The sequence below is a fragment of the Conexibacter arvalis genome, from assembly GCF_014199525.1.
In the GTDB taxonomy this organism is placed as follows: domain Bacteria; phylum Actinomycetota; class Thermoleophilia; order Solirubrobacterales; family Solirubrobacteraceae; genus Conexibacter; species Conexibacter arvalis.
This window is the reverse complement of record NZ_JACHNU010000001.1, coordinates 299,215-318,525: the sequence shown is the minus strand read 5'-3', so window position 1 is coordinate 318,525 and position 19,311 is coordinate 299,215. Positions and strand designations below refer to the sequence as shown.

At 77.8% G+C, this 19,311-nt stretch carries 17 protein-coding genes; 6 read left to right on the top strand and 11 right to left on the bottom strand.

The features are described from left to right. Positions 1–25: 25 nt before the first annotated feature. From BDZ31_RS01475 to BDZ31_RS01460, 4 genes are all read right to left on the bottom strand, one after another. The gene (locus BDZ31_RS01475) at positions 26–442 is read right to left on the bottom strand and encodes a YciI family protein (RefSeq protein WP_183338292.1); all 417 of its coding nucleotides are present in this window, start codon (positions 440–442) and stop codon (positions 26–28) included. A gap of 120 nt (positions 443–562) precedes the next feature. Then, positions 563–934: a VOC family protein gene (locus BDZ31_RS01470; protein WP_183338290.1), complete on the bottom strand. Its 372-nt coding sequence runs from the start codon at positions 932–934 to the stop codon at positions 563–565. A gap of 144 nt (positions 935–1,078) precedes the next feature. Next, on the bottom strand, positions 1,079–2,482 hold the full coding sequence (locus tag BDZ31_RS01465; protein ID WP_183338288.1) for a Vgb family protein: 1,404 nt from the start codon (positions 2,480–2,482) through the stop codon (positions 1,079–1,081). A 128-nt stretch (positions 2,483–2,610) separates the two neighbouring features. Beyond that, positions 2,611–3,111, bottom strand: a complete 501-nt coding sequence (locus tag BDZ31_RS01460) for a hypothetical protein (RefSeq protein WP_183338286.1) — start codon at positions 3,109–3,111, stop codon at positions 2,611–2,613. Positions 3,112–3,229: 118 nt separating this feature from the next. Here BDZ31_RS01460 and BDZ31_RS01455 point away from each other — a divergent pair, with 118 nt between their 5' ends. Next, a complete protein-coding gene (locus BDZ31_RS01455) occupies positions 3,230–5,152 on the top strand; it encodes an acyltransferase family protein (RefSeq protein WP_183338284.1) in 1,923 nt (640 codons plus the stop codon). 19 nt (positions 5,153–5,171) lie between these two features. Here the strand turns inward: BDZ31_RS01455 and BDZ31_RS01450 are convergent, their stop codons facing one another. Further along, the gene (locus BDZ31_RS01450; RefSeq protein ID WP_183338282.1) at positions 5,172–6,218 is read right to left on the bottom strand and encodes a LuxR C-terminal-related transcriptional regulator; all 1,047 of its coding nucleotides are present in this window, start codon (positions 6,216–6,218) and stop codon (positions 5,172–5,174) included. Positions 6,219–6,373: 155 nt separating this feature from the next. Between BDZ31_RS01450 and BDZ31_RS01445 the strand changes: the two genes are divergently transcribed. Next, complete coding sequence (locus tag BDZ31_RS01445; protein ID WP_183338280.1) at positions 6,374–7,006, top strand: STAS domain-containing protein; 633 nt, start codon at positions 6,374–6,376, stop codon at positions 7,004–7,006. 4 nt (positions 7,007–7,010) lie between these two features. Here BDZ31_RS01445 and BDZ31_RS01440 read toward each other — a convergent pair whose 3' ends face one another. The 3 genes from BDZ31_RS01440 to BDZ31_RS01430 form a co-directional block, all read right to left on the bottom strand. After that, positions 7,011–7,958, bottom strand: coding sequence for an NAD-dependent epimerase/dehydratase family protein (locus BDZ31_RS01440; RefSeq protein WP_183338279.1), 948 nt, complete (start codon positions 7,956–7,958; stop codon positions 7,011–7,013). A gap of 145 nt (positions 7,959–8,103) precedes the next feature. Then, positions 8,104–9,042: an RNA polymerase subunit sigma-70 gene (locus BDZ31_RS01435; RefSeq protein ID WP_183338277.1), complete on the bottom strand. Its 939-nt coding sequence runs from the start codon at positions 9,040–9,042 to the stop codon at positions 8,104–8,106. 144 nt (positions 9,043–9,186) lie between these two features. Continuing rightward, positions 9,187–10,086: a sensor histidine kinase gene (locus BDZ31_RS01430; protein ID WP_183338275.1), complete on the bottom strand. Its 900-nt coding sequence runs from the start codon at positions 10,084–10,086 to the stop codon at positions 9,187–9,189. Between the two features lie 250 nt (positions 10,087–10,336). Here BDZ31_RS01430 and BDZ31_RS01425 point away from each other — a divergent pair, with 250 nt between their 5' ends. Both BDZ31_RS01425 and BDZ31_RS01420 read left to right on the top strand, forming a co-directional pair. Continuing rightward, positions 10,337–13,078, top strand: coding sequence for an AAA family ATPase (locus tag BDZ31_RS01425; protein ID WP_183338273.1), 2,742 nt, complete (start codon positions 10,337–10,339; stop codon positions 13,076–13,078). Between the two features lie 10 nt (positions 13,079–13,088). Further along, positions 13,089–15,839 carry an AAA family ATPase gene (locus tag BDZ31_RS01420; RefSeq protein ID WP_183338272.1) on the top strand — a complete coding sequence of 917 codons (2,751 nt, stop codon included), beginning with the start codon at positions 13,089–13,091 and terminating at the stop codon, positions 15,837–15,839. A 124-nt stretch (positions 15,840–15,963) separates the two neighbouring features. On the opposite strand, the gene BDZ31_RS01415 is transcribed toward BDZ31_RS01420, so the two are convergent. Further along, the gene (locus BDZ31_RS01415; protein ID WP_183338269.1) at positions 15,964–16,782 is read right to left on the bottom strand and encodes an alpha/beta fold hydrolase; all 819 of its coding nucleotides are present in this window, start codon (positions 16,780–16,782) and stop codon (positions 15,964–15,966) included. A 110-nt stretch (positions 16,783–16,892) separates the two neighbouring features. Here BDZ31_RS01415 and BDZ31_RS01410 point away from each other — a divergent pair, with 110 nt between their 5' ends. Together BDZ31_RS01410 and BDZ31_RS01405 are read left to right on the top strand one after the other, a co-directional pair. Continuing rightward, entirely contained in the window at positions 16,893–17,075 is a 183-nt protein-coding gene (locus BDZ31_RS01410) for a hypothetical protein (protein ID WP_183338267.1), read from the top strand. Continuing rightward, on the top strand, positions 17,072–17,776 hold the full coding sequence (locus BDZ31_RS01405) for an enoyl-CoA hydratase-related protein (RefSeq protein ID WP_183338266.1): 705 nt from the start codon (positions 17,072–17,074) through the stop codon (positions 17,774–17,776). The genes BDZ31_RS01410 and BDZ31_RS01405 overlap by 4 nt, the downstream gene beginning before the upstream one ends. A 113-nt stretch (positions 17,777–17,889) precedes the next feature. Here the strand turns inward: BDZ31_RS01405 and uvsE are convergent, their stop codons facing one another. Together uvsE and BDZ31_RS01395 are read right to left on the bottom strand one after the other, a co-directional pair. Continuing rightward, the gene (gene uvsE / locus BDZ31_RS01400; protein WP_183338264.1) at positions 17,890–18,879 is read right to left on the bottom strand and encodes a UV DNA damage repair endonuclease UvsE; all 990 of its coding nucleotides are present in this window, start codon (positions 18,877–18,879) and stop codon (positions 17,890–17,892) included. Then, positions 18,876–19,238 (bottom strand): VOC family protein, encoded by a 363-nt coding sequence (locus BDZ31_RS01395; RefSeq protein ID WP_183338262.1) that lies wholly within the window; start codon positions 19,236–19,238, stop codon positions 18,876–18,878. The genes uvsE and BDZ31_RS01395 overlap by 4 nt, the downstream gene beginning before the upstream one ends. Positions 19,239–19,311: the final 73 nt, after the last annotated feature.

Sequence of the window (19,311 nt, the reverse complement as noted above, 5' to 3'; positions counted from 1 at the left end):
CGCCTCGCCCCTCACGGTCCCGATCCTATGAGCCGGCGACCGTCTGCTCGGGCGGCTCGCTCGAGAGGTGCGCGACCGCCTGGACGTCCTCGGGGAAGTCGCTCATCTCCTGGATGCGGCGGACCTCGATCTGATCGCCGTCGCGCGCGGGACAGCGGCGCGCCCACTCGGTCGCCTCCTCCAGCGATCCCGCCTGGATGATCCAGTAGCCGCCGACGACCTCCTTCGCCTCCGCGAACGGGCCGTCGAGCGTCGTCGCGCGGCCGCCGCCGAAGCGGACGCGGGCGCCGTCGGAGAGCGGGTGGAGGCCGTCGAGCGCGAGCAGCACGCCGGCTCTCGTCAGCTCCTCGTTGTACGTCATCATCTCCGTGACCTCCGCGGGGGTCGGCTCCCATCGGTCGTCGGAGACGTTGGGCTGCATGAACATCATGAAGCGCGGCATCTGCCGTCCTCCTGGTCGTCGTGCGCGAAGTCTCGCCGACTCCGCCGTCACCGAGACGACGAATCGGCGACCGGCGGATTCGACAGACGGCGCCAGTTGGCGCGCAGGCGCTTGCCGTGCTCAGGCCTCCAGCACCGAGATGACGTTGCCGGCCGGGTCCTTGAACCAGGCGATCGTCGGGCCGTTGTCGCGCATCACGCCCTTCTCGTCCTGGTCGAACTGCGGGTAGCGCTCGAACGACACGCCCCGCTCGGTCAGCTGCTCGACCGCGGCGTCGACGTCGTCGACCGGGAAGTTGAGGACGGTGAACGACGCCGGCTCGTGCTGATCGCCCTTCGGGTAGACCAGCACCGGCACCTCGCCGCCGAGGTGGAGCGTCAGCAGGCCGTTCCCCTCGGTCACTCTCAACCCGAGCGTCTCCGCGTAGAAGCGGCGCGCGGCCTCCAGGTCGTCGACCGAGAACCCGCTGAACGCCTTCGTCTGCCCGAACATCGCGATGCCTCCAGATCTGGTTGCTCGCACTGTCGACCGCCCGCGCGGCCGCGGCTCATCGGTCGCGGTCAGCGCGGAGACGGTGGCGCGGCGTCGCAGCCCGCCGACGGGGGGTGGGCCGCGGCGCCGGACCGCGCGGTCCGCTCAGCGCGCGAGCTTGACGACGCGGAAGGCGAACGTGCGGGTGCGCATCGCGTTGCCGGCGGCGTCGCGGGCGGCGATCGCGACGCGGTAGCGGCCCGGCGCCAGCACCCGCCCGCCGGCGAGCCGGACGACGTGGCGGCCCCGCCCGAGCCGGCGGCGGACCGGCTTGGCGGCGGAGACCCAGCGGACGCATCTCCGCGCGCCGCGGCGGGCCCGTCTCGGCGCCGCGCAGCGGCCGCCGGCTCGGCGGCCCGCGACGCGCCGCTCGACCTTGATCGTCGTGGTCGCCCGCTCCGACAGCGTCAGCAGCAGCCGGCCGCGCGATCCCCTGGCGGTCCGCCGCAGGTCGACGGCGACGCCGGTGACGCGGGGCGCGGTCGTGTCCGCTCCGCTGCCGCCCCCGCCGCCGCCCTTCCCGCCTCCGCCGCTCCCGCCGCCGGTCGGCGCCGGCTCGACGCCGGTGATGCGGGCGACCGCTCTCGCCGTCTCCAGCGCGACCCACAGCGTGTTGCCGGGGCCGGGCGCGACCCAGCGCGGCCCGGCGCCGGCGCTCAGCCCGGGCAGCGGCGCGACGGCGCCGTCGGCGGTGAAGCGGCTGACGCTGTCGCCCGCGAAGTTCGCGACCCAGTACGCGCCGTCGGCGCCGTAGGCGATCCCGAACGGGTCGGTCTGCGGCACGTCGGTCGTGACGGCGCCGCCGCCGGGCGCGATGCGGCCGAGCTGCTGCGGCGTCGCGAGCGGGTTGGTGTAGGCGAGCTGGCCGCCGGCGCCGGCGGCGACGTCCATCGGGTTGCCGCCAGTCGGGACGAAGGTCGCCGCCCCGTCGGTCGTCAGGCGGACGATCCGCGCGCCGCCGAAGTCGGCGATCGCGAGCGTGCCGTCGCCGACGTCGGCGATCCCGCGCGCCTGCATGCCCGAGACGAGGAACTGTCTGACGTTGCCGGCCGGCGTGATCCGCAGCGCGTTGTCGAGCGACGCGGTCCAGAGGTTGCCGTCCGGCCCGGCGACGATCTCCTGGGCGGTTCCGATCGCCGGAGCGGGGAAGGCGGTGCCGTTCGTCGGGTCGGCCGGCGAGACGCGCACGACCTCCGCCGCCTGCGTCAGCCACAGGTTGCCGTCGGGCCCGGCGGCGATCCCGACCGGCGATCTCAATCTCGGGTTGTCGTACTCGGTGACCGTGCCGTCGGGCGCGATGCGCGCCAGCTCGTTCGTCGGGCCCGCGAGCGCGACCCAGACGGCGCCGTCCGGTCCCTGCGCCAGCTGGCGGGGCGTCTCGGTCAGTCTGAGCTCGCCCGCGACGGCCGGCGCGGCGCCGGCGGCGGCGGGCGAGAGGGCCAGCGCGAGCAGCGCGGCGGGGGCGAGCGCTGCGCGCGCGGTGAGCTGCGGACGGCGGATCGATCGCATCGGGGCCTCGTTCGGTCGAGTTCGGCGTGCTCCGACAGACTCGCGCCCGCAGCTTACGGCGACTGTCGGCGTCCGCACGCTCGCTCTGTCGAGTCGGCGACAGAGCGAGCGGCGCGGCCGCCCGGGCGTCAGGCGACGCCGGCGGCGAGCCGGCTCAGCTCCATGCCGAGCGCGATCGCCTCTCTCGTGATCGATCTGAGCTGCCGGTTGGCGCGCGTCACGAGCGTCCGCGCGGTTCCGGACTTGCCCCGCTGGCCGGCGGCGATCGCGCGGTCGAGCGTCCGGTAGGCGCGCTGCTCGACCGCGAGCAGACGCAGCAGCGTCGCCTTCGCGTCGGCGCCGGCCGGCGTCGACGTCTCGAGCTTTCTGATGCCGGTGCGCGTGCGGACGACCTGGCGGATCGCGGTTCTCACGACTCTGCGGGTCGCGGCGTACGACTTCGGGCCGGTGCGGGCGAGGCGGTTCATCGCTCTGTTGACGGCGCGCTCGTATCTGCCCAGCGCCTGGGATCGCTCGATCGCGGTGCGCGCGAACGACTGGTCGTCGGCGCGCGCGGCGACGGGAAGCGCGAGCATCGCGAGGAGCGCGACGGCGAGCAGCGCGATCCGGTTGGGCAGGGAAACGGTCATGCGGTGGGTCCTTTGGTTCGGTCGTGCGTCACGCGGGTCATTCCCGCGCGCGCCGATGGGAAACGGGCGCGCCCGCGCTCGGTCTCGGTGGGGCCGTCAGCGAGGCTACCCTGAGCTGGTGACGGGTCAGGGCAAGGTCCTGGCGTATCGGCCGGGGCTCGACGGCGTCCGCGCGCTCGCGGTCGCGATGGTCGTGCTCTTCCACGGACGGGTGGACTGGGTTCCCGGGGGCTTCCTCGGCGTCGACCTCTTCTTCGTCCTCAGCGGCTTCCTGATCACCTCGCTGCTGCTGCAGGAGCACGCGCGCACCGGGTCGGTCGATCTTCTGCGCTTCTGGCTCAGACGGGCGCGGCGGCTGCTGCCGGCGGCGCTGCTCGTGATCGTCGTCTCGCTGGCGGCCGTGGCGCTGCTCTCCTCCGAGGACCTGCCGGCGCTCCGCGGCGACGCGCTCGCCTCCGCGCTGTACGTCAACAACTGGCATCAGGTCTTCGCCGAGCGCTCGTACTTCGAGGCGTTCGGGCGGCCGTCGCTGCTCCAGCACTTCTGGTCGCTGGCGGTCGAGGAGCAGTTCTACCTGCTGTGGCCGCCGCTGCTGCTGCTCGGGCTGCGGTGGCTGCGGCCGGCGAGCGTCGCGCTGCTGGCGCTCGCCGCCGCGGCCGCCTCGGCGCTGCTGATGGCGCTGCTCCACGATCCCGCCGCCGACCCGACGCGGATCTACTACGGCACCGACACGCGCGCGACGCCGCTGCTGATCGGCGTCGCGCTCGCGTTCGCCTGGCCGGCGATGCGGCCGGGGGTCCGCATGGTCGGCGGCGGCGCGCGGCTCGACCTCGACCTGATGGGCGTCGTCGGCCTCGCGATCGTGCTGTGGGGCGTGCTCGGCTGGGTCGACCGCGACCCGTTCGTCTACACCGGCGGCCTGACGCTGGTCGCCGTCGGCGCGGCGCTGCTGATCGCGAGCGCCTCCCATCCCTCCAGCCGCGTCGCGCGCGCGCTCGGCTGGGCGCCGCTCGTCTGGATCGGGGCGCGCAGCTACGGCATCTACCTGTGGCACTGGCCGGTGATGGCGCTGACGCGGCCGGAGCTCGACGTGCGGCTCGACCTGCGGCTGCTCGTCCCGCTTCAGATCGCCGCGACGGTGGCGCTGGCCGCGCTCTCCTATCGCTGGGTCGAGATGCCGGTCCGGCACGGCGAGGCCCAGGCGCGGCTGCGGGCGTGGCTCGGCGGACTGACCGCGCCGCGCCGCCGCGTCGCGCTGGCCGCCGCGCCGGCCGCACTGGCGCTGCTCGTCGCGGGCGCGGTGGCGTGGCCGGCTGCGGAGCGGGAGCTGCCGGCCGCCCACACCGAGTCGGCGCTCGCACGCGCCCCCGCCGCCGCGGCCGGCCTGGCGGCGTCGGCGGGCCGCCCGCCGCTGGGGGCCGCCGGCGACGGCAGGCGGCCGGCCGGGGCGCGCGGCGCAGGCGGTGCGGGCGGCGCGGGCGGCGCGGGCGGGGCGGGCGGCGCGGGCGAAGCGGGCGAAGCGGCGAGGGACGCCGCCGGCTCCGGTGCGGCGCCGGCGTCGCGACGGCGCGCCGCGCCGCGCGGGCCGATACTGGCGGTCGGCGCGTCGGTGATGCTGGCGGCGATCGAGCCGCTCCAGCGGCGCCTGCATGCGCGCGTCGACGCGGCCGTCTCGCGTCAACCGGCCGAGATCGCCGCCCGCCTGCGCGAGTACCGCGACAGCGGCGGCCTGCCGCCGGTCGTCGTCGTGCAGACCGGCGAGAACGGGCCGCTCTACCGCGACGACCTGCTGGAGCTGAAGGAGGCGCTGAGGGGCGTGCCGCGCGTCGTGCTCGTCAACGTCCGCTCCCCGGAGGCGAGCTGGGCCGACGAGACGAACGCGAAGCTCGACGAGCTGGCCTCGACCTGGCCGCAGGCGACCGTCGCCGACTGGCACGAAGCGAGCGACGACGGCGACCTCCTGTACGACGACGGCACCCATCCCCGCCCCGCCGGCGCCGTCGCCTACATGCGCGCCGTCGCCGCGGCGATCCGGCGCTGAGCGGGGCCGGCACCGCGCCTCAGCGCGGCGCCGGCGCCGCGGCCAGGGCGCGCAGGTAGCGCGCGACCGCCTCGGCGCGGTTGGCGGCGTTGAGGGCGCGCAGGATCTTCTTGACGTGCCACTTCACCGTCGACTCCGACAGGTAGAGACGAGCGGCGATCTCCGCCGTCCCGAGCCCATCCGACAGCAGCGCGAGCACCTCCCGCTGACGTGCGCTGAGCCGGCGCAGCAGGACCGTCTCGCCCGGCGCGGAGCGCATCCCCTCCGCGCCGCCGTCGTGGATCACGGCCGGCAGGGCGGTGACGTCCTGGACGTAGCCGACCAGCGCGGAGGCGACGCCGTCCGCGTCGCAGACGACCTCGGCGTGGAGGTGGACGTGCCGCAGCCCGCCGTCGGCGCGCATCAGCCGATAGCGGGCGGTGACCGGCCCGCCGTCGAGCGCCGCCCGCTCCAGCAGCAGCTGGAGCGCGGCGCGATCGTCGGGATGCGCGGCGGCCGCGAGCCGCCGGTCGCCGGAGCCGGTCCGCGCCGGATGCTCGCCGTGCAGCACGGCGAGCTGGCGCGACCAGGTCATCTCGCCGGTCGCGTACGACCACTTCCAGGTGCCGATGCCGGCCATCCGCTCGAGGTCGAGCTCGGGGTGCTCGGCGAGCGACCAGCCGGTCAGGCCGGCGCAGGCGAGCCGCACCTCCAGCACGGCCGGCTCCTCGCCGCGGCGACGGAGCGCCGCGCTCAGGCGCAGCGGGGAGGCCGGCCCCTCCTTCGTGCGGCAGGCGCAGGCGAGCCCGTCGAGCGGCCGCCCGTCGAGGACGGCGTCGAGCAGCCGCCGCGCCTCCTCCGGCGACGGGCTCGTCAGCAGCGACGAGAGCGCTCTGCCGAGCACCTCGCGCTCCGCCCACCCCAGCAGCTCGCGCGCCTCCCCGCTCCATGTCGCGATCGTCCCGTCCGGCGCGACGGTCATCCGCGCCGGCTCATGCGACCACAGCGGTTCGCGCGGGTCGGCGGCCGGTGCGTCCGCGAGCGCATCGCGCGCTCTGACCGCTCTGGAGTTGGCGCTCGCAGCCATGAGACCACCTCGTTCCTCGGTTCGGGAGGCGCCGCAGGTCCGAGTCTCCCGCGTTTGGCTCGCTTCCATGAGGATTAAGGCGTGTTGGCGGGGCCGCCCCAACGAGTAGCGCACGACCATCCTTGAGTGGTGGTGGCGGCGGATACGGTGGAATGGTGAACGGTTGCAAAGCAACCGCGGCGGTCACGGGCCCATCGCTCGGACGCCGCTGGCGGCTCGCCTTCCCCCCGGACGGTGCGGCGCTCTTCGTGCTCGAAGGGCCGTTCGACCGCGCCGCCGCCATGACGTTGCGCAACAGGATCGAGGAGCTGACGGCGGAAGCCCGCCTCGGGCTCGTGCTCGATCTGAGCGCGGCGGGTGAGCTCGATGCGGGGCAGCAGGGACGGCTGCTCCGCATCGTGGCCACCGCGACGCTCGCGAGCCCGGTCGCCGCGGTCATGCGCAACCCCGAGGCGCTGCACGCACGGATCTTCACCGCTCATCGAGAGCTGCGCCTGTGGCCGGTTCCGACCAGGGTCGATGCGCGCCTGGCGCTGGACGCGGCCGCACCGCCGCGGGCTGCGGGCGACGGGCCGCTCGCGCCGACGGCGGGCGGCGACCTGGCGGCGCGCCGCCGGCGCGCCGTCGGGCGCTCGCTGCGCTGGGCGGCGCGGTCGGCGGCGATGGGCGACTACGCCGACGCGCTCGGCTGGCTCGAGCTGGTCGAGGCGGTCGACGGCGGGCTCCCGCCCGGCTGGAGCGAGCGCCGCCGCAGCTGGGAGCGCGGCCGTCACCACGTCCCCGTGTGAGCGCTCAGACGTTCGCGGCGGCGCGCTCCGCGAAGGTCTCCGCGAAGCCCTCGCGCCAGCTCGGCCGCCCCGGTCTCCAGCCGAGCCGCTCACGTGCGCGGGCGTTGCTGGCGCCGCGCATCGTCGTGCCAGTGCGGACGATCAGCTCGCCGCCGACCGCGCGCGCCAGCCACGCCGGCACCGTTCGCGGCGGCGGCGCTCCGATCGCGCGCGCCAGCTCCGGAACCCACTCGCGCTGCGGGGCCGGCTCGTCGTCGACGACGTTCAGCACGCCGCGGCCGCCGGCGTCGAGCGCGAGCACGGTCGCCGCGGCGGCGTCGTCGACGTGGACGAACGACCAGCGGCCGTCGCCGGCGCCGATGATCGGCAGCCGCCGGCGGCGGACCATCTCGGCGTGCTGGCCGCCCGGCCCGATCGAGGTCCCCGGGCCGTAGAACCAGCCGTAGCGCAGCACGAGCCCCTCGATCCCGTCGGCGTCGACGACCATCCGCTCCATCGCGGCGACCGGCTCGGTCAGCTCCGGCGCGGCGTCGTCGAGCGGGGCGTCCTCGTCGAGCACCCACGGTCCCCGCTGGGCGGTGACGAAGCAGACCGACTGGACGACGATCCGGCGGGCGCCCGCCTCGCGGCCGGCGTCGAGCAGGGTCGCGGTCGACTCGGTCCGCAGCCGCTGCGTGCTCTCCAGCCACTGGGCGTAGCGGCGCGGGTTGAGCGGCGCCGAGAGGTCGGTCAGCTCGTTGAGCACGACCTCGGGGCGGGCGTCGAGCACCGCGCGGCGCAGCGCGGCGGCGTCGAGCGCGTCGAGCACGACCGCCTCGGCGCCGGCGGCGCGCAGCGCGGCGGCTCTCCCCTGCGTGCGCGTCGTCCCGACGACCGCGTGGCCCGCGGCGAGCAGGCGGCGGACGAGCGGCCGGCCGATCGCGCCGGTCGCACCGGCAAGGAACACCCGCATGTCGATCTCCTCGGTGGAAGGGCCAGGTCCGGTGCGGACGCGGCCAGCGTACGCGCGGAAGTGGTCCGCGTGAAGGACCAATCGCATGCGCGTCGAGCGGGCCAACGCGGCCGGCGGGAGAGCGCGCCGCCGCCCTCCGGCGCCGCTACAGCGACGGCGGCAGGCCGAGCGCCGCGAACGGCTGCGGCCCGAAGGTCGTGATCTCGGCGATCCGGTCGCCCTCGACCCGCAGCACGTCGAGCTTCATCGGACGGAAGACGGTGTCGCCATCCCTGCGCAGGTAGCTGGCCGCCGCCGGCATCCGGTTGACGGCGGTCGGCAGCAGCCGCCAGTCGCCGCCGAACTCGCCGCCGCCGAACGCTCTCGCCAGCAGGCCCGCGATCGCCTCCACGCCCTCGAACAGCCACGGGTAGGGCGGCATCGTGACGCGGATGTCGTCGCGCACGGCGGCGAGCGCGGCGTCCGCGTCCTGGCGCTCGTGCGCGTCGACGAAGCGCGCGAGCAGCTCCTGCTCGTAGGGGCTCGGCGCGGCCGCGGGGCGGTCGCGCGACGCGCGCTGCTCCAGCGTCGCGCGCGCCCGCTGCAGCGCGCTGTTGGCGGAGGCGACGGTGAGGTCGAGCGCGTCGGCGGTCTCGGCGGCCGACCACTCGAGCACGTCGCGCAGGATCAGCACCGCCCGCTGGCGCGGCGGCAGCAGCTGGATCGCTGCGAGGAAGGCCAGCTCGATCGTCTCGCGCGCGACGACGACCGCGTCGGGCGCCTCCTCGGAGGGCGCGGCCTCGTCGAGCAGCGGGTCCGGGTAGGGCTGCAGCCATGGGATCTCGGCGTAGGAGCCGGTCGGCGCCTGCCGTCTGCTGCGGCGCAGGGCGTCGAGGCAGGCGTTGGTCGCGATCCGGTAGAGCCAGGCGCGCACTCTCAGCTCGCCGCCGAAGGTCTCGCGTCTGCTCCACGCCCGCAGGAAGGTCTCCTGCACGAGATCCTCCGCCTCGTCGAAGTTGGCGAGCATCCGGTAGCAGTGGACGTGCAGTTCGCGGCGGTAGGGCGCCAGTCTCGCCGCGAAGTCGTCGTCGGGAGCGGTCGTCATGTCTCTTCCAACGCCGGCCGGCGGCGGAACTCATCGGTCACCCGCTCATTCTGTCCGAGGGCGCTGCGCGCCAGCGGGCGGCGCGGCCGACCGGCCCGAGCCGCCAGGCAACGCGTGGCCGCGCGATCGAGGCGGGGCCGCCGCTCAGCGCGGCAGGCGGGCGTCGACGCGGAAGCCGCCGTCGCCGGTCGGGCCGGCGGCGAGCGCGCCGCCGACCGCGTGGGCGCGGCGCCGCATGCCGGGGATGCCGCGTCCCGAGCCGGGCGCCGCGGGCGAGTGCGCCGGCGGGTTCACGACCGCGACCGCGAGCGCCCCGCCGCCATCGTCGGCGACGCGGACGCGGACCGGCGCCCCGCGGGCGTGGGTGCGGGCGTTGGTGAGCGCCTCGCGCACGATCCGATGGACGGCGGCCGCGACCTCCGGCGGCGCGGCCGCGAGCGCCGCGCCGTCGACGTCGAAGGTCACCGATCCGGCGCACGCGAGGCTCCGCAGCTGCTCGACCGCGGCGGCGGCCTGCGAACGGCGGCCGCGGCCCCCGCTCGGCGGCGGTGCCAGCGGCGCGACGGCTGAGAGCCGGGCTCCGCGTTCGCCGGTGGGCGGCGTCGCCACTCCGCGCTCGCCTGCCGCCTCCGCACCGAGCAGCCGCTCCAGCTCGGCGGAGGTGTCGGCGCTCAGCCTTGCCAGCTGCGCGAGCGCGTCGCGCGCCAGCGCCGGCTCGGTCGCGAGCCGCGCGGCGGCGCCGCCGGCCAGCAGCGAGGCGAGCGAGAGGGCGTGGCCGAGCGTGTCGTGGACGTCGTCGGCGAGGGCGCGGCCCGCGGCCGCCGGCAACAGCGCGACGAGCGCGCGCATCTCGCCGAGCGCGATGGCGGCGCGGGCGCGGATCGCGGCGATCGCGGCCCGCGCGGCGGCGTCGTCGCGCCCGACGAGCGTCCGCGCCGCGGTCGCGTGCGCGTGGATCTCGGCGATCGCGGCGGCGGCCGCGTCATGGAGGCGCTCGCGCGGGGACGCGCCGACCGGTCGCTCCGTCTCGGTCGCCAGCAACATCGCGCTCGACGGTCGCAGTCACCCGCCGATCCCACATCGGGGGGCCTCCTCATTTTCTGCTCGCGCCCGTGCGGGGCTCCCCGCCTGGCACGTGCAGCCGACGCCGCGCGCGCCGCCGCCAAGCCGCCGCGCGCCCGTGCGGGGCTCCCCGCCTGCCACGCGCAGCCGACGCCGCGCGCGCCGCGATCCCGAGCGCGGCACGGGATCGGGAGGGTTCCTCATCGCGCGGCGCGGTGCGAGACTGACGCCCGTGCTGCTGTGGGGGCGCGCGCACGAGCTGGCGCGCATCGATGAGCTGATCGACGGCGCCCGTCGCGGCGCCGGCGGCGCGCTGCTGCTCGACGGCGAGCCGGGGATCGGCAAGACTGCGCTCGTCGCCGCGGCGGCCGCGCGCGCCGGCGAGGGCATGACCGTCGTCCGCGCGACCGGCTCGGAGGCGTCGACGGCGATCCCCTACGCCGGCCTGCGGCAGCTGGTCGAGCCGCTGCTGGAGCTGCGCGAGCGGCTGCCGCCGGTGCAGGCGCAGGCGCTCGGCGTCGCGCTGGCGCTGGAGCCGCCGACGCCGCAGGCGCGGCTGGCGGTGCCGCTGGCGCTCGTCGCGCTGCTCGGCGTCGCCGGCGAGCGGTGGCCGGTGCTCGCGCTCGTCGACGACCTCCAGTGGCTCGACCCGGCCTCGCGCGAGGCGATCGTCTTCGCCGCCCGCCGCCTCGGTGCGCTGCCCGTCGCGCTGCTGCTGGCGGCGCGCGACGGCGAGGAGGCGGTCGACGCGCCCGGCGTCGACCGGCTGCCGGTCGGGCCGCTCGACGGCGACAGCGCCCGCGCGGTCCTGCGCGACGTCGGCGGCGCGCTGTCGGAGCCGGTGCGGGAGGCGGTCGCGAAGGCCGCCGCCGGCAACCCGCTGGCGCTGCTGGAGCTGCCGGCCGGGCTCACCCGCGCGCAGCGCGCCGGCCGCGCGCCGCTGGAGCTGCCGCTGCGGCTCGGGCCGCTGCTGCAGCGCTCGTTCGCGCGGCAGGTCGACGGGCTCGACGCCGACGCGCGGCGCGCGATCACCGTCGCCGCCGCGCTCGAGCGCGGTCCGCTGTCGTGGCTGCTGGCGGCGTTGGCGCGGCTCGAGCTGCCGGCGCGCGCCCTCGACGCCGGCGAGCGCACGCGCGTCGTGCGCGTCGACGACGGCCGCGTCGAGCTGCGCCATCCGCTGATGCGGGTCGCCGCCTACTACGCGGCCGCCCCCGCGGAGCGCCGCGCTGCCCACCGGGCGCTCGCCGCGACTGCGCCCGCCGCGCCGCTGCGCGCCTGGCACCTCGCGGCCGCCGCGGACGACTCCGACGCCGGTGCGGCCGACGCGCTGGAGGCGGTCGCCCGCGAGGCGCGCGCGGTCGGCGGCCACGCCGAGGCGGCGGCCGCCTTCGAGCGCGCCGCCGAGCTGTCGGCGACCGCCGCCGCGCGCGGCCTGCGCGAGCTGGAGGCCGCGGCCGACGCCGCGACCGCCGGCGACCACGATCGCGCCCTCGCGCTGCTCGACGCCGCCTCCGGCCACGCCGGCGAACCGGTCCGCGCGGCCGTCGCGAGATTGCGCGGCAACCTCGCGATCCGCCGCGGCGAGGCCCACCGCGCGCTGCGCGAGCTGACCGCCGAGGGCGAGCGGCAGCTCGCGGCCGGCGACGGCGCCGCGGCCGCCGCGCTGTTCCTGGAGGCGTCGGTCGCGCCGTTCATGACCGGCGAGGTCGAGCAGCAGGTCTACATCGTCGAGCGGGCGCGGCGAGCCGCGGCCGGCACCGGCGGCGAGCAGGAGGTGCTGGTCGAGCTGGTCGCCGGCGAGGCCGAGATCGCCTTCGGCCGCGAGGCGCGGGGACGCGCGACGCTCGCCGCCGCCGTCGAGCGGCTCGACGCGGTCGATCTCGTCGCGCACGGCGAGATCGTCGGGATGGCCGCCCAGACCTCGCTGTGGAGCGGCGACTTCGACCGCGCCGCCGCGATCGCCGACGCGATGGTCTCCGCCTGCCGCCGCGCCTCGGCGCTCGGGCGGCTGACCTATCCGCTCGCGGTGCGGGCGCAGCTCGCCTTCCGCCGCGGCGGCTGGTCGACCGCCGCGCAGGCGGCGCGCGAGTCGGTCCAGGTCGCGCGCGAGACCGGCCAGGAGACGCTGCTGGCGTTCGCGCTCGCCTGGCTGGCGCGCGTCGACGCGGCGCAGGGCCGAGGGGAGGAGGCGCGCGCGGGCGTCGCGGAGGCGCTCGCGATCACCGACCGCGAGCGGGCCGACGGGATCGCGATCCACGCCCACGCCGCCGCCGCGCTCGCCGCGCTGGTCGCCGGGCGCGCCGACGCCGCCGTGCGCGCCGCCGAGCGAGCGGCCGAGCTGGAGGCGAATCGCAACCTGCGCCATCCGGCCGCGACGATGTGGGCCGCCGAGCTGATCGACGCGCAGCTCGCCGCCGGCCGCGCCGCGGAGGCGCGCGCCGCCGTCGACGCGCTCGCCGCGCGAGCGCGGGAGACCGGCTCCCGCTGGGCCGCCGCGGTCGCGGCGCGCGGCGCGCTCGCGCTCGCGCCCGACGCCGAGCTCGACGAGCGCGCGCGCACCGCGCTCGCCGCCGCCGAGTCGCTCGCGATGCCGTTCGAGCTGGCCCGCACCGAGCTGGCGATCGGCGAGCGGCTGCGCCGCGCGCAGCGACGCGCCGAGGCGCGCCGTCCGCTCGCGCGGGCGCTCGCCGGCTTCGAGCGGCTCGGCGCCGCCCCGTTCGCCGCCCGTTCGCGCGTCGGTCTCGACGCCGCGCCGGCGACGGCGGCCGACGCCGTCCCGCTGACGCCGCAGGAGCGGCAGATCGCGCGGCTGGTCGCGGACGGCCGCACGAACCGCGAGATCGCCGCCGCGCTCCACCTCGGCGAGAAGACGCTGGAGCGGCGGCTGACGAGGCTGTACCGCAAGGCCGGCGTCGGCTCGCGCACCGAGCTGGCGCGCGCGCTCGCCGCATCGGAGGCCGAGCCGCCGGCCTAGACTGGCGCCCATGCTGTACGGACGGTCGCGCGAACGCGAGCAGCTCGCGGAGCTCGTCCGCGGCGCCGGCGCGGGGCGGAGCTTCGCGGTGCTCGTCGAGGGGCCGGCCGGGATCGGCAAGAGCGTGCTGCTCGCCGAGGCCGTCGCGCAGGCGCCGGCCGACGCCAGCGTCCTGCGGACCGCCGGCTTCGAGGCCGAGGCGGGGATCCCGTACGGCGCGCTGTCGGAGCTGCTCGCGCCGGCGCTGCACCTGCTCGACGGGCTGCCGGAGGCGCAGCGCGCGGCGCTCGCCGGGGCGCTCGCGCTCGAGCGGGCGCTGCCGCGCGACCGCTTCGCCGTGCCGGCCGCGGTGCTCGGGCTGCTCGGCCTCGCCGCCGACGAGCGGCCGCTGCTGGTCGTCGTCGACGACGTCCACTGGCTCGACCCGGCGTCGCGCGAGGCGGTCCTGTTCGCCGCCCAGCGGATCGACGCCGAGGGCGTCGGGATCGTGCTGGCCGCGCGCGACAGCGACGGCGGTCCGGTCGCGGCGCCGAGCGTCGAGCGGCTGGGGCTGGAGCCGTTGGCGCGGGCCGACGCGCTCGCGCTGCTGCGCGACGGGGCGCCGCTCGCCGACGACGTCGCGGAGGCGCTGCTGCGGGTCAGCGCCGGCAACCCGCTCGCGCTGCGCGAGCTGCCGCGTGCGCTGTCGGCCGCGCAGCGGACGGGGCAGGCGCCGCTGAGCGGCCCGCCGGCATCGGGCGGCCGCGTCGAGGCGGCCTTCGAGCGCCAGCTCGCGCAGCTGCCGGCGACGACCCGCGCCGCGCTCTGCCTCCTCGCCGCCGGCGCCGGCTCACCGCCGGAGGCGATCGAGCGGGCGCTCGCCGCCGTCGGCGCCGACGGCGACGCGCTCGCGCCGGCTCGCGCCGCCGGGCTGCTGGTCGAGCGCGACGGCGGCCTCGCCTTCCGCCATCCGCTGCTGACCGCCGCCGCCTACCACGCCGCGCCGAGCGGCGAGCGCCGCACCGCCCATCGCGCGCTCGCGGCTGCGCTCGGCGACGTGCAGCACCGCGCCTGGCAGCTCTCCGGCGCCGCCTTCGGTCCAGACGAGGAGGCGGCCGCGGCGCTGCGCGCGGCCGGCGAGGAGGCGCGCGAGCGCGGCGCCCACGCCGAGGCGGCGCGCGCCTTCGGCCGCGCCGCCGAGCTGTCGCGCGAGCCGACCGCGCGCGCCGCGCTGGAGCTGGAGGCGGCGCGCGACCACGCCGTCGCCGGCCACGGCGAGCGGGCGCTGGAGCTGGCCCGCCGCGCCGCCGAGAGCGACGACGCCGCGGTGCGGGCCGGCGCCGAGCACCTGCGCGCGCACGTGCTGATGCGCGGCGGCGACCCGCTCGAGGCGGTCGGCGCGCTGCGCTCGCTGGCGGCGCGCGCCGCCGCGCGGGGCGACCGGGCGGCGAGCGCGCGCTACCTGCTGGAGGCGTCGTTCGCGCACATGTACCGCGGCGAGATGGCAGAGCTGTCGGAGCTCGCCGCGCAGGCGCGGGCGCAGGCCGAGGGCGTCTCGCCGGAGCTGGCGATGGCGGCCGGCGTCGCCGAGGGCGAGGCGCTGATCGCGCTCGGCCGCTCGCGCGAGGGGGACGCGCTGCTGAGCGGCGCCGAGCCGCTGCTGCACGAGTTCGACCCGCTGTCGGATCTCGCCGAGCTGGTCGGGATGGCGGCGATGGCGTCGCTGTGGATCGAGCGGTTCGAGCGCGTCGAGCGGATCGCCGGCCGCATGATCGCGATCGCCCGCGAGGCCGGCGCGGTCGGCCGGCTGCCGTTCCCGCTCGGCGTCCGCTCCCAGCTCCACTGGCGCCGCGGACGGTGGGCGGCCGCCTACGCCGACGCCGAGGAGGCGGTGCGGCTCGCGCGCGAGACGGGGCAGACCGGCACGCTCGCGCTGACGCTCGCGGCGCTGACGCGCGCGGAGGCCGGCATCGGGCGGCTGGAGGAGGCGCGCGCCCACGGCGAGGAGGGCGTCGCGCTCGCCGAGGTCGCCGCCGGCGCGGCGACGGTGCTCCATTCGCTCGCGGCGCTCGGCTTCGCCGAGCTGACCGCCGGCCGCGCCGAGGCGGCGGCCGCCGTGCTCGCGCGCGCCGACGCGATCGACCGCGGGCTGCCGCTCGGCGAGCCGGCGCTGACGATGTACGCGCCCGATCTCGTCGAGGCGCTCGTGCGCGCCGGCCGCCGCGAGGAGGCCGCGCGGGCGCTCGCGCGGCTCGAGGAGGGCGCGGATCGCACCGCCGGCGCGTGGTCGGACGCCGTCGCCGCGCGCGGTCGCCTGCTGCTCGCCGAGGAGGCCGACGTCGAGCGGATCGGCGCGGAGGCGCTGCTTGCGCACGGGCTGGTCGAGATGCCGTTCGAGCGGGCCCGCACCGAGCTGCTGCTCGGCGAGCGGCTGCGACGCGCCCGTCGCCGCGCCGCCGCGCGCGAGCGGCTCGAGCGTGCGCTCGCGACCTTCGACCGGCTCGGCGCCGAGCCGTGGGCGAGCCGCGCCCGCACCGAGCTGCGCGCGACCGGCGCGGCGGCCGGTGCGCCGGCGCGCGCGGTGACGCCGGTCGAGGAGCTGACGCCGCACGAGCTGCAGGTCGCGCTGCTCGTCGCCGAGGGCCGCACCAACCGCGAGGTCGGGGCGGCGCTGTTCCTCAGCGCGAAGACGATCGAGCACCACCTCAGCGCGATCTACCGCAAGCTCGGCCTCCGCTCGCGCACGCAGCTGGCGGCGATGCTCGCCGGCGAGACGGGCTGAGCGCCCCGGCGCCTCGGCCAGCCAGCCCCCGCCCGGCCCCCACCCGACGCCGCATTGGCTCTTTGCACGTCCTCAGCACGTGCGGAAAGCCGATGCTCCCGCGCGGCGGCGGGTCCGTCCCGCGTCAGGCGCCGGTGAAGCCGGCGATCAGCTGCGCGGCCTCGAGCGGGACGTCGAGCTGCGGGCAGTGGCCGACGTCGTCGAGAACGACCCAGTCGGCGTGCGGCAGCCAGTCGCGGCGGTAGCGCGCCGCCGCCGAGGGCCACGGCAGCACCTGGTCGCCGGTGCCCCACACGACCCGCACTGGGCAGGCGATCTTCTCCGCCTCGACCGGCCAGCCCTCGCGCAGCGCCAGCGCGATCATCGCCTCGGCGCCGTCGCAGCCGACGACGCCGCGGATCTCATGCGCGACGAGCTCGGCCGGGATGTGGTCCCAGTTGGTCGCGATCAGCCGCATCGCGCGGCGGCGACCCTCCTCCGTTGCGGCGATCGCGTCGGCGTGCGGGAAGAGCGGCGCGAGCTGCATGCGCATCTCGGTGAAGTGGGCGAGTACCTCCCGGAAGGAGTCGTCGCCCTCGTCCCAGCCGCCGGCCGGCGCCAGCGCCGTCACCGTGCGCGCGCGGCCGCGCGCCGCCAGCTGCAGCGCGACCCAGCCGCCGAGCGAGTTGCCGGCGACGTGGGCGGTCTCGAAGCCGGCGGCGTCCATCGCCCGCTCGACCTCGTCGGCGAGCAGCGCCATGTGCAGCTCGCCGTCGAGCGGCGGCCCGCCGGCGTGGCCGGCGAGCGTCGGCGCGAGCACGTCGTGCCGGCGCTCCAGCGCCGGCAGCGTCAGCTCCCACGTCCGCCAGGTGTCGGTGAAGCCGTGCAGCAGCACGAGCGGCTCGCCGGAGCCGCCGCGGTGCAGCGGCGTGAAGGCGGCGGGAAGACGGGCGGGCGCGCGCATGCGGCGCAAGGCTAGACGGTCGCGGGCGGGCGGCGGGCCGAGGCGGCGCCGACGGCGGCGGCGCGGCGATAGCGTGGCGGCCGTCAGCGGTCGAGCGAGGAGGCGACGAGATGGGGCGGCAGACGATCGAGCGGCGGCGAGCGGCCGGGTGTGACGGCGTCGCGGCGGTGCAGGTCGAGCGGCGGCCGCGGGCGGCCGGCGTGGGCCGTGACGGCGGCGCGGCGGTGCAGGTCGAGCGGCGGCCGCGGGCGGCCGGCGTGGGGTGTGACGGCGGCGCGGCGGTGCGGCCGTGAGCGGCGTGGTGACGGTCGCCGCCGCCGGCGACGTGGCGGTCGTGACGCTCGACCGCCCGCCGGTCAACGCGCTCGACGCCGAGCTGCTGGAGGCGCTGACGGCGACCGCGGAGCGGCTCGCGGAGGAGCGGCCAGGGGCGGTCGTGCTGACCGGCGCCGGGCGCTGCTTCAGCGCCGGCATGGACCTGCGCTCGACGCCGGCGCTCGACGCGGCCGGGCAGCGGCGGACGGTCGCGGCGCTCGACGCCGCCTTCACGGCGTGGTACGCGCTGCCGCTGCCGGTCGTCGCGGCGGTCGGCGGCGCGGCGATCGCGGGCGGGATGATCCTCGCCCTCTGCGCCGACCGCCGCGTCGCCGCCGCGGGCGCGCCGCTGGGGCTGGCCGAGGTGCGCGTCGGGATCCCCTATCCGCGCGCGGCGCTCGCGGTCGTGCGGGCCGAGCTGACCGGTCCGGCCGCCCGCCGGCTCGCGCTCGGTGCGGAGAACGTCGCGGCCGAGTCGCTCGTCGACGGCGGCGCGGTCGACGAGGTCGTCCCGGCCGCCGAGGTGGGCGAGCGCGCGCTCGCCGCGGCGCGCGACCTGGCCGCGCTCGACGCCCGCGCCTACGCCGACACGAAGCTGCGCCTGCGCGCCCCCGCGCTCGCCGAGTGCGACGGCCCCGACCCGCTCGCAGACGGCTGGCTCACGGTGGCCGGCGGCTGACGCGGGCACGGGGGGCGCCGCAACCGCCCGCGGCTGACCGGGCGCGACTGCCGCCGCCACCGTGCGCGGGCGCCGCGACGGCGCCGCCCGCTGGGACCGGCCCGACCGCCCGCTCACCGGCCGGCCGGCGCGAGCAGGCGGCCGTCGGCCCAGCCGAAGCCGCGCTCGGCGAGCTGGTCGCGCAGGCGCAGCAGCGCGACGTCCTTCGCCTTCGCCTCCAGCATCACGTCGTAGTCGCCGTCGGCGCCGGGGCCGGTCAGGAACTGCGCGAAGGCGATCGGGTCGACGAGGTCGGCGTGGGCGCGCAGCGGCGGCAGCACCAGCGTCCGCTCGACGCGGCGGCCGACCCGTCTGCTGCGCTCCTCGACCGCGGTGCGCGGCGAGGACCAGTGGATCTTCGGCACCGCGCCGGAGTCGCGCCACGTCGCCAGCGCCAGTGCGAGCGCCTCGGCCTCCGGGATGCCGTCGGGGTCGTGGCAGCGGTGGTGGTGGACGTCCCAGACGACCCGCAGCCCGCTGCGCTCCGACAGCGCCAGCACGTCGCGCAGGCCGAAGCGGCGGTCGTCGTTCTCGACCACGAGCCGGGCGCGCGCCGCCGCCGACAGCTGCTCGGCGCCGGCGAGGAAGCGGTCGAGCGCCGCCGCCGTCCCGCCGGCAGCGCCGCCGACGTGGAGCACGACGACCGCCTCCGGCCCCAGCCCCATCGCGTCGAGCACCGACGCGGCCAGCTCGAGGTCGCGCGCCGCCGCGCGCCGCACGTCGGCGTCCTCGGAGTTGAGCACGACGTACTGGCCGGGGTGGAACGACAGCCGCAGGCCGGCGGTCCGCGCCCGCTCCCCAAGGGCGGCGAGCCGCTCCGCGCAGCGCTCGACCTGGCCGTGGAACCGCGTCAGCTCCGGATGGCTGCCGTACGGGACGAGGTCCGACGACATCCGGTACATCCGCACGTCGTCGCTCGCGAGCCGCTCGAAGATCGCCTCGAGGCGGTCGAGCGAGCGGTCGAGGTGCGGCGCCGACTGCCAGCGGCGGGTGTCGTGCGACGGCAGACCGCCGCCGCCGAGCACCTTGACCGCGAAGCCGAGACGACGCCCCGGCGGGCTCAATGCGGCGCGTAGCGGCTGTGGAGCATCAGGTCGTTGCCGTCCGGGTCGGTGAAGAAGGCCATGTGGCAGACGCCGCTGTCGACCGTCTCGCCCGTGAACTCGACGCCCTGCGCCTCCAGCTCACCGCGCGCGGCGGCGACGTCGTCGACGTGGAGCGCGAGGTGGCCGTTCTTCTGCGGTGCGAACGGCATGCCGAATCTCTCCGGCTCCCAGATCGCGAGACAGGTCGAGCCGACCCAGAACTCGGTCGGCGCGCTGTCGTCCGCTCTCAGGCCGAGCGTCTCGCCGTAGAACGCGCACGCGCGCTCGGAGTCCTGCGTCGGGACGGTGACGTAGTCGAGTCTGGCGATCGTCGGCATGCGTGGCTCCTCGGTCGGTTCTCCGGGTTGATGCCGCCATCGTCCTACCCATTGCGGTCAGCGCTGGTCCTGA

What these genes read in the sequence shown, in the direction of transcription:
- BDZ31_RS01475 (WP_183338292.1), bottom strand. Translation starts at nt 442, where the DNA reads ATGCCGCGCTTCATGATGTTCATGCAGCCCAACGTCTCCGACGACCGA.
- BDZ31_RS01470 (WP_183338290.1), bottom strand. Translation starts at nt 934, where the DNA reads ATGTTCGGGCAGACGAAGGCGTTCAGCGGGTTCTCGGTCGACGACCTG.
- BDZ31_RS01465 (WP_183338288.1), bottom strand. Translation starts at nt 2,482, where the DNA reads ATGCGATCGATCCGCCGTCCGCAGCTCACCGCGCGCGCAGCGCTCGCC.
- BDZ31_RS01460 (WP_183338286.1), bottom strand. Translation starts at nt 3,111, where the DNA reads ATGACCGTTTCCCTGCCCAACCGGATCGCGCTGCTCGCCGTCGCGCTC.
- BDZ31_RS01450 (WP_183338282.1), bottom strand. Translation starts at nt 6,218, where the DNA reads ATGGCTGCGAGCGCCAACTCCAGAGCGGTCAGAGCGCGCGATGCGCTC.
- BDZ31_RS01440 (WP_183338279.1), bottom strand. Translation starts at nt 7,958, where the DNA reads ATGCGGGTGTTCCTTGCCGGTGCGACCGGCGCGATCGGCCGGCCGCTC.
- BDZ31_RS01435 (WP_183338277.1), bottom strand. Translation starts at nt 9,042, where the DNA reads ATGACGACCGCTCCCGACGACGACTTCGCGGCGAGACTGGCGCCCTAC.
- BDZ31_RS01430 (WP_183338275.1), bottom strand. Translation starts at nt 10,086, where the DNA reads ATGTTGCTGGCGACCGAGACGGAGCGACCGGTCGGCGCGTCCCCGCGC.
- BDZ31_RS01420 (WP_183338272.1), top strand. Translation starts at nt 13,089, where the DNA reads ATGCTGTACGGACGGTCGCGCGAACGCGAGCAGCTCGCGGAGCTCGTC.
- BDZ31_RS01415 (WP_183338269.1), bottom strand. Translation starts at nt 16,782, where the DNA reads ATGCGCGCGCCCGCCCGTCTTCCCGCCGCCTTCACGCCGCTGCACCGC.
- BDZ31_RS01410 (WP_183338267.1), top strand. Translation starts at nt 16,893, where the DNA reads ATGGGGCGGCAGACGATCGAGCGGCGGCGAGCGGCCGGGTGTGACGGC.
- BDZ31_RS01395 (WP_183338262.1), bottom strand. Translation starts at nt 19,238, where the DNA reads ATGCCGACGATCGCCAGACTCGACTACGTCACCGTCCCGACGCAGGAC.